We start from the raw sequence: 12288 nt of genomic DNA on the forward strand, positions 1-12288 counted from the left end.
GAAGCAGGTTTGTATTCGTTTATGATCACGGCGCGTCATCTGGATTTGATCCGTTTGGGCCGAAAGCTATAGGTTTCCTGCATCTAATGCATGTTTCCATGGTTTAGGTGTCGTTATGAGTGATGCCGTTCCGGGTTTCGTCCCGCGGATGCTGGTGGATCCGGACATTGGGCTGTTCAGGGCTGATGAACGGGTTTTCACGGCCATGCTGGATGGCTGGCGGGCGCAGTTGTTCGCACGTGGGCTCACGACGGGCACCATCAAGCAGCGCTGCCAACTACTGGAACGGTTTCAGCGGTTTACTGGTGAGTTTCCATGGCAGTGGCGGCTGGCAGATGTCGATGATTTCCTGGCCGATCTGCGTTCGGGTGAGAAGCCGATCAGCCTGAAAACGCTGCGTTCGTACAGCAATGCTGTGGCGATGTTCTGCTCTTTCCTGACTCATCCTGGCTATGGGTGGGGTGAGTTCTGCGAACGGACCTTCGGTGATATTCCGAGCCAAATCTGCTTTGAGTGCAACATGCCCAGGCATACAACCGATGATGCCGTCCCGGCGAGTAAGCGCTCGTTCACCAAGGCGGAACTGCAGCGGCTTTTCGACTACATCGATGACCTAGTTGACCGGGAGTACGCCTCCGGAAGCAAGCGCTGGCTGCCCCTGTTCCGCGACTCGGTGGCGTTCAAGGTTCTGTTATGCCTATGGGCTTCGCCGGCGGGAAATGACCATGCTGGACCTGGAAGACTTTGGCCCCAATCCCCACGTCTCCGACTACGGACGGTTCGGCGCCGTCCAGGTCCGTTCGCCAAAGGCACTGCTGGTTCAGGGCCAAGGCGGCGCACCGTTCTGACCGTGCCGGAGTTCGACTGGGTCGTGGACCAGCTGAATACGTGGACGTCAGGAGGTATGCGGGCGAATTTCGCAACAGCGGACCGGCCATCGGCGATGTGGCCGAGCGAGCGGGGCGCCCGCATGTCGCTGGGCTCTTTCGGAGATGCCTTCGCAGCTGCACGGGACGCCGTCGGCCTGCCCCAAGAGTTAGGCCTGCATTGCCTCAGGCATTCCTACGTGACCCACCTGATCGAAGCCGGTTACGACCCGGCATTCGTGCAGCTTATCTGGGGCCGGATCTGTGGTGTCTTTGACGTGCAGCACGAGGCCGGTAACCGTGCAATTGCGCGTGATGGAGGTGCTTATCTGAAGCTGTCCATCACACGGGATCGCGGGAGGGTTAATGCAGGTTCAACGAGTTTTGGTGTCCGGTTCGCCGCTTGAGTCGTGGACTGTGCTTGATGATCATTGGTGTCCTCGAGCCGGTGGAGCGGTTCCTGGCTTACCTGACCGACGTCGAGCGGTCGCCGAACCAGAGGCCCACTTACCTGACAGGCTCAAGATAATGCAGACCCATGTTGGCCACTCCTACGCCTCGACCACCGGGCTCTACACATCGGTATCGTCGGACTTCAAGCAGAAAACCGTGCAGCCGATGATTGCACGTCGCATCGCGAACTTGGAGGACCCAGATGCCTGAACAGCGCCGGATTGGCTACCGTTGGAACCTGCGAGCCCTGATGGGCAAGCGGAACCTGTGGAAGACCACCGAATTGATGCCGCTCCTGAAGTCCCGTGGCATCACCCTCTCCGAAAGCCAGGTTTACCGGCTGGTCACGGCCACGCCGGAGCGCATTCCGGCCATGACGTTCGCGGCGCTCTGCGACATCCTGGACTGCACGCCCAACGACTTGTTTGAGCCTTTCGTTGAGATGCGCGCTGCAGCGACAGCCAATGCCCCAAAGCGCAGCGAAGACCTCGGCATCCAACCAGGGCAACCCGATCGCCCGACGGGTCCGGCTCGTCGCTCCCGACGACAGTGAGTAGGCCACGCAAAGCAGAGGACCCCACCCGCTGGCCGGTCCCCTGCGGCCGCTGCGGCCAACACCACCAAACAGTCGCTCGATGGCCCGACGGCGGAGTCTGCGGCTACTGCTACCAGCAAGCAAAACGCACCCGTGGCACCTGCGCCTGCGGCCACGAAGGCGTCCTGCCCGGAATCATCCATGAACAGCCGGCATGCCGCAGCTGCTCAGGCATCCGACTCAACGTCGACTGCGAGGCCTGCGGAGCAGAAGAGGAACTCCACAGCGGCGGCCGCTGCTGGAAATGCGTGCTCGCAACAGTTGTTGAAGACCTGCTCACGGACCCGTCGCGGGGAATCATGGCGCCCGAATTGATTCCGCTTGCTGCAGCATTGAAGTCGATGCAACGCGCCAACAGCGGCATCACCTGGATCCGGCAAAAGCACGTCACCGCTTTCCTCCGAAACCTCGCCGTCACGCCACAAATCACACACATGAAAGCTTCGATGGGTTGCCCGACTCGCGGACCCGCGAATACGTCCGCGGCCTCCTCACCGAACACGGCGTGCTGCCCCGCCACGACGAACTCCACACGCGTTACGAGAACTGGTCAGCACAGGCCTTAGACCGGGTCAGCGACCCTGAGAGCCGCGACATCATCCGCCGCTACATCCGCTGGCATCACCAACGCAGGATGAACCAGATGGACGAAGTCACCCGCGGCACCTTCCTCCGAGCCAAGCAGCAAGTGACCGTCGCCATCGACATGCTCAACTGGCTCACCAGCCACGGCACCAGCCTCGCCGGGCTGACCCAAGCCCATCTCGACCTCTGGCAGGCAGAAGGACCCACCACCAGACGGATCGCTGAACATTTCCTGAAATGGGCCATCAAGGCCAAGGCCGCTCCTGCAGGACTGACTATCACCTCGCATCGTCGTGGAACAAGCCCCAAACTCGACAAGACAGGACAGGACGAAGCACTCAACCGCTTGCTCCACGCCGGCGGACAACTCGAGGCGCGCGATCAGGCCGCCGCGATCCTCGTCCTCGTCTTTGGACAACAAGCCGAAAACATTGCACGGATAACCTGGGACGACGTCACCGTCACCGACGACTTAGTCACAGTCCAGCTCGGCAGCATCCAGATCGCGTTGCCAGACCCGTTAGCGCAACCTTGGCGGGAGCTCGCCGCAAACCCGGGCCACGAGCTGACCGCCGCGCACCCCAACACCAAATGGGTGTTCCGCGGAGCGTCGCCTGGACGCCACATTCATCCTGGACACCTCACGACCCGCCTCAGCAAACTCTTCAACACCCGCGCCGCACGTCTGGGAACACTTCACGAGCTCACCAAACTCGCACCCGTCGCCATCATCGCCGAAACCCTCGGCTACTCCCCCACAACCATCGAACGCCACGCCACAGACTCAGCTGTCGCCTACGCCCAATACATTGCGGCACGGCGGTCATGACGGAGAATAAAGCAATGAATGAGGTGACTATTGGACATCAAGGCACACTCGTTTTCCGTGTCGAGAATACCCGCGGCAGTCGAAACGGGCTGATCGAGAACCTGAGAGTTACCGCTCAGCTTCCCGGCCTCCAAGCCACAAAGGACGTCTGGGATTTCGACGGTTGGTCGGGGTTGCTGTCCTTCTTTGAGGAACTCGTAAGCAATTGGCGGGGCTGGGACGGGGAGAAAAGCTTCGACTCCATCGAGGGCGATTTCCGGCTGGCCGCGAAGCACGACGGTCATATTCGCCTGGCCTTCGAACTCAGAGAGTCCGGTCGCTCAACTCCGTGGACAGCCAATGGAGAACTCACCTTGGATCCAGGCGAAGAACTGACTGCCGCAGCTGAGTCACTCCGAGAAATGCTGGTTGCCCAGAGCACTTAAGCATTCAGAAAACGCACTACATCGGGTTTAGGCTGACTCCAGCCATCCGTCGAAAACCGTCTACTCCCGCCTCACGAATACCCGTGCATGCAAGTTTAAAATCTGCGTGGGAGCGGCCGCAAAAGGGGTGTTGAATGACATCACGCCCGCGAGATATGGCTCTGTCCTGAATGAGCCAGGAGGCGTGAGTGTGCCTCGGACATTCCATAGTCCTGCGGACGTCAAGAAGCCGGCAAAGGATCAACGAAGGCCAGGACTACGTTCCAATTCATGACGCTGGACTGCTCCGTCGTCTGAAGGTCGCCTGACCTCGAGGCGCTGCGAGATTCCGGGCATTGGTCTCTGGTCATTTGTGAAGATGATTTTAGAGGGGCTAATCCCACTGCTGTCAGGTTGAAATCTAAGACCGTTCATCCCAGCAGTCGGGTCTACGCGCCGAGAGGTCCATTCTGAACGACTGCGGCATCCAGGGTATCGCGGTCTCGGGCCGTGATGTCGGGCAATGCTGACGCTACGGCTACGAGCTGGTTCCGCGTTGGGCGGAGGTGGGGCCGGAAGCTTCTTAGGCGCCTGGCGCGCAGACAAAAAAGTGGGGCTGTGCGACAGGTTCAATCGGAATGATTAGCCATCGGTTCCCGTAGAACTCCACATAGGAGTCCGAGGGGCAACGTGCAAAAGCTTCTTCGCGGGTCATCTCGTCTTTCCTTCTGTAGTATTGCGCTGCTTCAGGCGAAGTCGGCGCGGAGTTCCCGCACGAGCGCATCCCAAGCTTCCGGGTTGTTGGCGCGGCGTCGCGCCAGCTCCGGCAAATGAGGGAAGGCTGTCTGGAAGACTGTACCCCCGCGAGCGAACGGGGCGGTGGTGGCTCCGGGGCTGCTGCGCTTCACAGTTCGCCGCCGTTGAAAGCCTGGGTGTCCCCGCGCCGGCGGAGTGCGGTGTCGGGTGAATGCTCGAACATGTGGGCCTGGGCGTTGAATCCATCGCTTGGGCCGAGCCCTTCGCGGGCCAGGTCGTGGAGCAACTGGTGTTAGCCGGACAGCGCCAGAGGCGGCACCTGGTGGAGGGAGGTAATGCTCGCATGGGGACGGTCTACGCGGAACAAGGCGAGGATCGCCCTGTCTTCCTGCGCATCGTTCAATGTCCGGTAGGCGCCGATCGGGCAATCCGCTGTAAGTGCCTGGGCATAGAGGCTGAGGTGCTCCACGGGCGTGAGGTTGCCGGCGCTGTGCCAGATATGGACGACATCCGCGCTTTCCAACATGACCGGTGGCTCCTTACCTGGTGGAAGTTGTCAAGGATTCGACCCCTTCCCTCTGATACACTTAACATTAGACCTACAATGTTAGATGTCAATAGACATTGAAGATTAGATGTCAAAGTTTTAGAAATTAGGTACACTATTTCAGGAGGTGTCATGTCCAGCTGGAGAGAGCAACTCGCATTCGCACCATTGGAGACTGCCGAGCGTGGCGAGGAGATCGCCCTTCGACTCCGTCATTCGATCGAACTGGGCGTACTCGAAGACGGCGCCCAGCTTCCCAGCGAAAGCGAGCTCGCTGCCAGGATGCGGGTCTCAACCATGACCCTGCGAACCGCCCTCGCCGAGCTCCGTCACCTGGGACTTCTGGAAACACGACGCGGCAAGGGCGGCGGAAGCTTCGTGCGGGCGAACACCGGAGACATCGCCAAAGCCCAACGGGACACCCTTGCTGCGTACTCCCTCGAGGATCTGCGCGACATCCGAGAATACCGGGCCTTCCTGGCAGGCTCGGCCGCGACGGTGGCCGCGAGCCGATCGCAGCAGATCTCCATCGGGCGCCTCGCTTCGATGGCGGCGATGATCGAGACGGCGCAGACGCCCGCTGAAATGATGCGGGCGGACAGCCGGTTCCACGTAGAGCTTGCGGCCACATCGGGATCCGTCCTGTTCACCCGCCAGGAGATAGCGATGCAAGCCGAGGTCGGGGCATTGGTGTGGGCCGGAGCTTCCGACCGCAGTCGCGCGGCGGCCCAAGAGCACGCGATGATCGTGGACGCAATACGGGTCGGGGACACCGCCCGTGCCCGAGGCCTCGCCGAAGAGCATGTGCGCCGGGACGTGAACCGCCTCATCGACCTGCGGTTGTCCATGGACTCTCCGCCGCCAGGGCCGCCTCCCTGGAACCGAAGGCATTGACAGCGCAGTTTCCGCCGTCGAGTCGTTCGCTGTGAGGCTGGAAGGGGCCGTGGCCGCGTCGATCCGGACCGTCGAAGAAGCCGCCCAGGAGGGCCTTGACCGCGCAAAGAACGGCAGGCTGGATGAGTTGGAGAACGTCTACGAGGTAGCGCGCGAGAATCTGAAGGCCATGCCGGAACTGTACGGGAATGGATTCATCGCCGAACAACTCCTACTTCGACGACCCGGGCTCCATCTGGTGCTACCTCCCGTTGGGCCCGGAAGCGCCCCAACGGTTAGAAATGGATCCGGAGTTCTATGACTACTCGACAGCACCGTGGTGGCCGGCATTCGACGCCGACGACACGGTCCACGCCAGCTACGCCTACATCGACGCCCTCGGAACCAACCAGCATGTCGTCACCTTCACCAAATGTGTCACCAGGGAGGGCAAAATGGCAGGCGTAGCTGCCACCGACGTCCTCGTCAGCCGCCTCCAGCGAATTCGACCCACTCCTGCGGCCCCTGCCGCCAAACACGTGCATCGTCGACCAGAACGACGTCGTTATCGCCACCAACACGGCCAGCCTCGTCGGTGGAATCCTCTTCCCATCCCATCAGGCTGAACGGAGAATCGCTCTCCGCTCGCTTCCCTGGAGCCTCTGCCTTGGTGTAAGCACCGGGGAGAATGCCGCTGATTCGACCCGCTAATCCGTCGCCGGCTCCTTTCGTGCTCCCTGCCGGTAGCCTCCAAGCTCGCTCCGGCACGGCGTCGAGTGGAGGGGGACTGTCCGTCGGGGGAATTTCCGCGACTTCTATCTGGAGTTCCGGCGAACGTGCTCCAAAGAGCTTCCCTAGCGATGAATTGCGGCAGCCGTCCGAATCAGAAAATGTGCGCATTCGGGTGCGTCCAAGGGCTGACGAACGCTCCCTGTGTGATTGTTGACCTCTCTGGCGGTGGAGATTTTTGTGCTGGGCACCTGATAAGGGGGGACGAGTTGTGCTTTAGTAAAGCCATGGCTGCGCCCATCGAGGACTATGCGCTGCTGTCGGATCTACAAACCGGGGCCCTCATCTCCCGGACCGGCAGCGTGGATTGGCTCTGCTTCCCCCGATCCTACTCCCCCTCGCTATTTAGTTCACTTCTCGGAAGTGAGGACCACGGCCGTTGGCTGCTCGCTCCTAGGGGACCGGAAGCCGTGTTGGTCGAACGGCGTTACGTCGATTCAACATTTGTGCTGGAGACCATCTGGGAGACCCCCACTGGCCTCATCCGCGCCACGGACTTCATGCCAGTCGGACACACAGGTTCGTCGATACTGCGCCGCGTTACCGGACTGGCCGGGAGCGCTCGAGATGCACGAGCTTAACCATTATCCGCCCCCGGTACGGCACGGTGGTGCCCTGGGTCAGGCGACTTCAAGACGGCTCAAGGCGCGATCGAATGGTGCTCTTGGCTATAGCCGGTCCGGATGCAGTTTCGCTGCGAGGACCGCATCTACCTGAGGCACACGCGCACGGGCACTCGGGCGAATTCGCTTTAGCCAGGGGGGAGGTCGTCGACTTTGAACTGGCCAGGTCTTCCTTCCCACCGGACTGTTCCTCCAGCAGTCAACGTCGACGCGGCACTCGAACAATCCATGGGTTATTGGAAGCGATGGGCCAGCCACTGCCGTTCAGAAGGTGCCTACGGAGAACCGGTGAAGCGTTCGCTGTTGGTGCTGAGGGCGCTTACGAATTATGAGACCGGTGGGATCGTTGCAGCACCCACAGCGTCATTGCCGGAGGAGTTCGGCGGCCCACGAAACTGGGACTACCGGTACTGCTGGCTACGCGACGCTGCTTTGACGCTGGAATCCATGCTTACCCACGGTTATGAAACAGAGGCACTGCAGTGGCGTGACTGGTTGCTCCGCGCTCTCGCTGGCCAACCCGAGGATCTGCAAATCATGTATGGCATTGGCGGTGAGCGGGATCTGCCGGAACGCGTCCTTGACCATCTGCCCGGTTATCAGAATTCACGACCGGTGCGCGTGGGAAATGCTGCGGTCGCCCAGTTCCAAGCCGACGTCGTCGGTGAAGTCATGGTAGCGCTGGAAAGGTTGCGACTGGCCGGGGGCAAGGAAGATCCTTTCTCCTGGGCGCTGCAGCAGATCCTTTTGGGCTTCGTGGAGAAACACATCGACGACAAAGACTTCGGTCTGTGGGAAATGCGGAGTCACCCTCAATTCTTTACACATTCAAGAGTCATGATGTGGGCCGCTTTTGACTGTGGAATCCGGGCGGTGCGGGACCATGGCTTGGCAGGACCCGTTGACCACTGGGAACACCTTCGCGAGCGGCTACGCGAGGAGGTCATGCGCGAAGGATTCGACGTGAAACTCAATTCTTTCACGCAGACATACGGTGGAGGGCACACGGACGCGGCCTTGCTCGTGATACCCCAAGTTGGCTTTCTTCCCTACACCGATACCCGCATGCTGGGAACCGTTGCGCGGCTGGAGGAAGAGCTCCTCACCGACGACGGCCTGTTGATGCGCTACCGTACAGAGACCGGCGTCGACGGGCTGGACCCTGGGGAACATCCCTTCCTTGCGTGTTCCTTTTGGCTCGTTGAACAGTACGCGCGCACAGGCCGCATGCTCGAGGCGAAGACACTCATGGACAAATTGGTGGGGTTCGCGAATGAACTCGGCCTGCTAAGTGAAGAGTATGCCGCGAAGGAGATGCGGATGGCCGGCAATTTTCCGCAAGCGTTCTCACACCTGGCACTCGTACGGGCAGCGGACGCCATGCACGGTGTAGACCTTCTTAGTCTGGCCGCCGAAACCCCAGCCTAATCCCTCAGTCCCGATCGGTATTGCTGCGCCGGCATACTGCTTCCATAGTCGATCCGGCGCTCACGCCAACTTCAGCCTCGGTCGGGAATCGGAGGCCACGGCCTTCGAGTTGCTGTAGGAGCTCGTCACGCTCTCCGCAAGTGAGCAGCTGACGTCCAGGAGGGCTTGGTGGTCGGCAGGATCCAGCCAAAGGTTGTGGGAACCTACAGCGATGGCTCCGCAGGAAGCATTGTCAGCGACCGCGAAACGGCCACTCAGGGTTATATGGAGATGCATGGTGGCGATTGATTTCGCGGCTGGGAAGACTTCGCCCGACTGCGCATTCCCACTATCGCCGTCGGGTCCGGCTTCGCACTAGGTGGTGGCCGTGAGTCGGCCATGATGTGCGATCTCATCATCGCCGGGAATAACGCGAAACTGGGACAGTCGGAGATCAACCTAGGTGTTTTGCCTGGCATGGGCGGGTCACAGCGCCTTACCCGTGCCATAGGCAAATCCAAGACAATGGAACTGGCGCTTAGGGCAGTCTATTGGTGCGGAAGAAGCTGAGCGGGCGGGCTGGTATCCCGAGTCGTACCCGCGGGTGATGTGCTGGAGGAGGCACTGAAGGTTGCTGCAGTTATGCCTTCAAGTCCAAGCTCGTGGCCATGATGGCCAAGGAAGCCGTGAACGCCGCCTTTGAAACTGGCCTCGCGCAAGGCGTTTTACTTTGAGCGCCGAATTTTCCACTCGCTCTTCACCACGGACGATCAGAAGGAGGCCTGAGTGCCTTCATCGAGAAGCGGGTCCATGCATCAGTGAAAGGGTTAACGAATAGGCTGCGACTCGTTCGGACTGCCCATTGAATGAGCCTCCGGTCCCACGTCCTCGAAAACATGCGTTCTGGCTATCGACGCCGCTCAAGTAGCGCGTACCTCAACCTGACACCCGCGCAGTCCGTGCCGCTGCGGACGCCACCTCGATCGGGCGTCCGCAGCTTCGGAATCTCCGTTATCGGCCTTTCAGAGTCGCCGGGGAGGGGCTGGATAGAACCTTCCTTTACCATTGGCGCTCTGCCCGGCCGGTGAAGCGTCCGGGTCATTATCGATGCTTTAGAGGGTTTCGAATCTCACTTGGTCCTCACAACTGGAGCCAGCTGGGCGGACTTGTTTTTCCATAGAATAGATATTAATATCCATAATACGAAATAATCCTTCGTATCCGCCCTTGGCCCAGCCGAGAGGACTTTCAATCGGCTTCGTTCTCCGCAGCGTCCAGTGCGGCGCCGTGAGCGCTGCAAAAGTACTGGCGTCGGTCGGTGTCGGAGTTATCGACCTCACCGTGTTGGGCCATCCGCGGCTGGCCACAACTTCCGACTCCTAGGTAAGGATCTCTTTATGGGCAAGTATTACTCTCCTAGCGGCGGACTGCCGCCGCAGACGCACCTGACCACCGAGCGCGCGATTGTGACCGGGGCGTACACTGTGATTCCCAAGGGCGTCATGACCGACATCGTCACGTCCAACCTTCCGGGTTTTTCGAACACCCGCTCCTGGATCATCGCCCGCCCCATCTCAGGCTTCTCCACGACCTTCTCCCAGCTGATCGTGGAGATCGGCCCGGGCGGCGGTGCTCCGAAGGCGGAGTTCGAGAAGGGGGTTGAAGGCGTCATGTTCGTTACTCGCGGCAAGGTCAACCTCACCCTCGACGGCGAACTGCACCAGCTGGAGGAAGGCGGCTACGCCTACCTGGCCGCCGGTTCGGGCTGGGGCTTGGAGAACGTTTCCGACGACGTCGTCTCCTTCCACTGGATCCGCAAGGCCTACGAACGCCTCGAGGGCTACGAAGCCAAGTCGTTTGTCACCAACGAAAAGGACGTGGAACCAACGCCCTTTCCGGACACCAACGGCGCCTGGAAAACCACCCGCTTCACGGACTCCAGCGATCTGGCCCACGACATGCAGGTGAACATCGTGACGCTCCAGCCCGGCGGCGTCATCCCGTTCCCCGAAACCCACGTGATGGAGCACGGCCTGTACGTCCTAGAAGGCAAGGCCATGTACCTGCTCAACAACGACTGGGTGGAAGTGGAGGCCGGCGACTTCATGTGGCTGCGCGCCTTCTGCCCGCAGGCATGCTACGCAGGCGGCCCCGGCGAGTTCCGCTACCTGCTCTACAAAGACATGAACCGGCAAGTCAGCCTCACCTAAACGCGACCAGTTGAACGGGTGGCCCTGCCAAGGGCCGCCCGTCGCCGAGTGCCCTGGGTTGCAAGGCCGCCCTTGCGGAGAATCCGAACGACCCCGCCGCTGCCTTCGACAAGGCGCAGGCACTCATGATCGAGTTCAACGTTCCTGTGGTGGTCGAGTTGATCCCCCTCTGTGTGTCAAGCGGCGGCTTGGTGGGCTTGCTGTTGGTCGTGGAGGATTCGGCGGTAGAGGACATTGGAGAGGCGTCGTTTGAGTGCCCTCCGGGCTTCTCTGGGTGTTTTTCCTTCGGCGATTTTCTTGAGGTAGTAGTCGCGGCCGGGCCCGGGATCGCGGCTTTGGCAGACGGCCATGGTGTGCAGGACGGAGTTAAGCTGTCGGTTGCCTCCGGTGTTAAGCCTGTGGCGGTTTTGGTTGCCGCTGGAGGCGTCCAGGGGCGCGGTGCCCGTGTAACTGGCGAAATGTGAGGCGCTGGGGAATCGGGCGATGTCACCGACGTGGCCCAGGAGCTTTGCCGCCAGCACGACGCCGATTCCCGGGATCTCCTGCAGGGTGGTGGCGGCCGCGTCCAAGGCATAGCGGGTCTGCGCTTCGTTGCTTTTTATGGAGGAATCGATGCGCCGAAGATCGGCGAGCAGGTCTCGGGCGAGATCCCGCCGGAGGGCATCAGTGGCTGTCGCCGGCCTGACACGCCGCAATGCGGCGCCGGCCTTGGCGGCGCTCAGGCCGGGTGCGACACCGCCGGGTAAGAGTTCACGCAGGAGCCTGTGCAGGCGATTGAGCAGGCGGGCGCGTTCGTGGCCCAGATCTTCGCGGCGTTCGGCCAGCAGGCGCAGAATCGTAGTCTGGTCTTCGACTGCAACGGGACGCAAATTCGCCTGCCGCAGCCCCGTCAGGGCGACCGCAAACGCGTCAGCAGGATCGCTTTTACGCCCGCCGCCTGTAGAGAGGACCCTGACCTTCATGGCCAGCGTGGAGGGAACATCCACGACGAGCTCCCCGTGCGCAACGAGGGTCTGGGCGGTTCCCCGGCCCAGACCGTTGGCGCCCTCAATGGCGAACCGGTGCTCGGGCCACTGGGCGGCCCAGCCCAGCAGCGCTCTAGCGGTTCCTGCGTTGACCACAAAGCGCCGCACCGCGAGCTGGCAGCCCGAGGGATCGATGGCTGCTGCGGTGATGGAGGATTTGTGCGGGTCGATGCCGATGACGATCATATCCGAGTCCTTACGCCGACGTCAGTGATGGATCACCCGTGGCGGGCACCCTGACTTGAAGTCTTTGCATGCCTCTGTCGAGCCACGCCCCGGGCGGGTGTCAGCGGCGCGGCACGCTATAAGTGAGCCAACCTGGACTG

Annotated in this window: 15 protein-coding genes and 1 pseudogene; 11 read left to right on the plus strand and 5 right to left on the minus strand. The window is 61.1% G+C overall.

The features are described from left to right. The first annotated feature begins 205 nt into the window (after positions 1-205). From ACF0H6_RS12510 to ACF0H6_RS12530, 5 genes are all read left to right on the plus strand, one after another. Positions 206-1273, plus strand: coding sequence for a tyrosine-type recombinase/integrase (locus ACF0H6_RS12510; RefSeq protein ID WP_395249986.1), 1068 nt, complete (start codon positions 206-208; stop codon positions 1271-1273). A gap of 121 nt (positions 1274-1394) precedes the next feature. After that, entirely contained in the window at positions 1395-1529 is a 135-nt protein-coding gene (locus tag ACF0H6_RS12515) for a hypothetical protein (RefSeq protein WP_395249987.1), read from the plus strand. Then, the gene (locus tag ACF0H6_RS12520; RefSeq protein WP_395249988.1) at positions 1522-1872 is read left to right on the plus strand and encodes a helix-turn-helix domain-containing protein; all 351 of its coding nucleotides are present in this window, start codon (positions 1522-1524) and stop codon (positions 1870-1872) included. The genes ACF0H6_RS12515 and ACF0H6_RS12520 overlap by 8 nt, the downstream gene beginning before the upstream one ends. 493 nt (positions 1873-2365) lie before the next feature. Continuing rightward, a complete protein-coding gene (locus ACF0H6_RS12525) occupies positions 2366-3328 on the plus strand; it encodes a hypothetical protein (protein ID WP_395249989.1) in 963 nt (320 codons plus the stop codon). Positions 3329-3342: 14 nt separating this feature from the next. After that, complete coding sequence (locus tag ACF0H6_RS12530; protein ID WP_395249990.1) at positions 3343-3753, plus strand: DUF6228 family protein; 411 nt, start codon at positions 3343-3345, stop codon at positions 3751-3753. Positions 3754-4478: 725 nt separating this feature from the next. Here ACF0H6_RS12530 and ACF0H6_RS12535 read toward each other — a convergent pair. The 3 genes from ACF0H6_RS12535 to ACF0H6_RS12545 are packed head-to-tail and all read right to left on the minus strand — an operon-like array spanning position 4479 to position 5014. Beyond that, positions 4479-4640 (minus strand): hypothetical protein, encoded by a 162-nt coding sequence (locus ACF0H6_RS12535; RefSeq protein WP_395249991.1) that lies wholly within the window; start codon positions 4638-4640, stop codon positions 4479-4481. Beyond that, positions 4637-4774, minus strand: a complete 138-nt coding sequence (locus ACF0H6_RS12540) for a hypothetical protein (RefSeq protein WP_395249992.1) — start codon at positions 4772-4774, stop codon at positions 4637-4639. The genes ACF0H6_RS12535 and ACF0H6_RS12540 overlap by 4 nt, the downstream gene beginning before the upstream one ends. 6 nt (positions 4775-4780) lie before the next feature. Next, complete coding sequence (locus ACF0H6_RS12545) at positions 4781-5014, minus strand: hypothetical protein (protein ID WP_395249993.1); 234 nt, start codon at positions 5012-5014, stop codon at positions 4781-4783. Positions 5015-5167: 153 nt separating this feature from the next. On the opposite strand from ACF0H6_RS12545, the gene ACF0H6_RS12550 reads away from it, so the two are divergent. The 4 genes from ACF0H6_RS12550 to ACF0H6_RS12565 all read left to right on the plus strand — a co-directional run bounded on the left by ACF0H6_RS12550 (position 5168) and on the right by ACF0H6_RS12565 (position 8748). Beyond that, a complete protein-coding gene (locus ACF0H6_RS12550) occupies positions 5168-5929 on the plus strand; it encodes a FadR/GntR family transcriptional regulator (RefSeq protein WP_395249994.1) in 762 nt (253 codons plus the stop codon). 188 nt (positions 5930-6117) lie between these two features. Beyond that, positions 6118-6534 (plus strand): hypothetical protein, encoded by a 417-nt coding sequence (locus tag ACF0H6_RS12555; protein WP_395249995.1) that lies wholly within the window; start codon positions 6118-6120, stop codon positions 6532-6534. A 390-nt stretch (positions 6535-6924) separates the two neighbouring features. Then, positions 6925-7278 (plus strand): trehalase-like domain-containing protein, encoded by a 354-nt coding sequence (locus ACF0H6_RS12560; RefSeq protein WP_395249996.1) that lies wholly within the window; start codon positions 6925-6927, stop codon positions 7276-7278. Between the two features lie 330 nt (positions 7279-7608). Beyond that, entirely contained in the window at positions 7609-8748 is a 1140-nt protein-coding gene (locus tag ACF0H6_RS12565) for a glycoside hydrolase family 15 protein (RefSeq protein WP_395249997.1), read from the plus strand. 60 nt (positions 8749-8808) lie between these two features. On the opposite strand, the gene ACF0H6_RS12570 is transcribed toward ACF0H6_RS12565, so the two are convergent. Further along, complete coding sequence (locus ACF0H6_RS12570; protein ID WP_395250179.1) at positions 8809-9024, minus strand: hypothetical protein; 216 nt, start codon at positions 9022-9024, stop codon at positions 8809-8811. On the opposite strand from ACF0H6_RS12570, the pseudogene ACF0H6_RS12575 reads away from it, so the two are divergent. After that, positions 8998-9593 (plus strand): annotated as a pseudogene (locus ACF0H6_RS12575) (enoyl-CoA hydratase-related protein); the annotation flags it as partial. The gene ACF0H6_RS12570 and the pseudogene ACF0H6_RS12575 overlap by 27 nt on opposite strands. Positions 9594-10124: 531 nt before the next feature. Beyond that, entirely contained in the window at positions 10125-10937 is an 813-nt protein-coding gene (locus ACF0H6_RS12580) for a bifunctional allantoicase/(S)-ureidoglycine aminohydrolase (RefSeq protein WP_395249998.1), read from the plus strand. A 176-nt stretch (positions 10938-11113) separates the two neighbouring features. Here the strand turns inward: ACF0H6_RS12580 and ACF0H6_RS12585 are convergent, their stop codons facing one another. After that, positions 11114-12148 carry an IS110 family transposase gene (locus ACF0H6_RS12585; RefSeq protein WP_395249999.1) on the minus strand — a complete coding sequence of 345 codons (1035 nt, stop codon included), beginning with the start codon at positions 12146-12148 and terminating at the stop codon, positions 11114-11116. Positions 12149-12288: the final 140 nt, after the last annotated feature.

The sequence above is a fragment of the Arthrobacter sp. NA-172 genome, from assembly GCF_043952055.1.
Classification (GTDB): Bacteria; Actinomycetota; Actinomycetes; order Actinomycetales; family Micrococcaceae; genus Arthrobacter.

Coding starts and splice junctions, on each gene's coding strand:
- ACF0H6_RS12555 (WP_395249995.1), top strand. CDS start 6,118: ATGGATTCATCGCCGAACAACTCCTACTTCGACGACCCGGGCTCCATC.
- ACF0H6_RS12530 (WP_395249990.1), top strand. CDS start 3,343: ATGAATGAGGTGACTATTGGACATCAAGGCACACTCGTTTTCCGTGTC.
- ACF0H6_RS12570 (WP_395250179.1), bottom strand. CDS start 9,024: ATGCATCTCCATATAACCCTGAGTGGCCGTTTCGCGGTCGCTGACAAT.
- ACF0H6_RS12580 (WP_395249998.1), top strand. CDS start 10,125: ATGGGCAAGTATTACTCTCCTAGCGGCGGACTGCCGCCGCAGACGCAC.
- ACF0H6_RS12560 (WP_395249996.1), top strand. CDS start 6,925: ATGGCTGCGCCCATCGAGGACTATGCGCTGCTGTCGGATCTACAAACC.
- ACF0H6_RS12545 (WP_395249993.1), bottom strand. CDS start 5,014: ATGTTGGAAAGCGCGGATGTCGTCCATATCTGGCACAGCGCCGGCAAC.
- ACF0H6_RS12510 (WP_395249986.1), top strand. CDS start 206: ATGCTGGATGGCTGGCGGGCGCAGTTGTTCGCACGTGGGCTCACGACG.
- ACF0H6_RS12520 (WP_395249988.1), top strand. CDS start 1,522: ATGCCTGAACAGCGCCGGATTGGCTACCGTTGGAACCTGCGAGCCCTG.
- ACF0H6_RS12515 (WP_395249987.1), top strand. CDS start 1,395: ATGCAGACCCATGTTGGCCACTCCTACGCCTCGACCACCGGGCTCTAC.
- ACF0H6_RS12585 (WP_395249999.1), bottom strand. CDS start 12,148: ATGATCGTCATCGGCATCGACCCGCACAAATCCTCCATCACCGCAGCA.
- ACF0H6_RS12550 (WP_395249994.1), top strand. CDS start 5,168: ATGTCCAGCTGGAGAGAGCAACTCGCATTCGCACCATTGGAGACTGCC.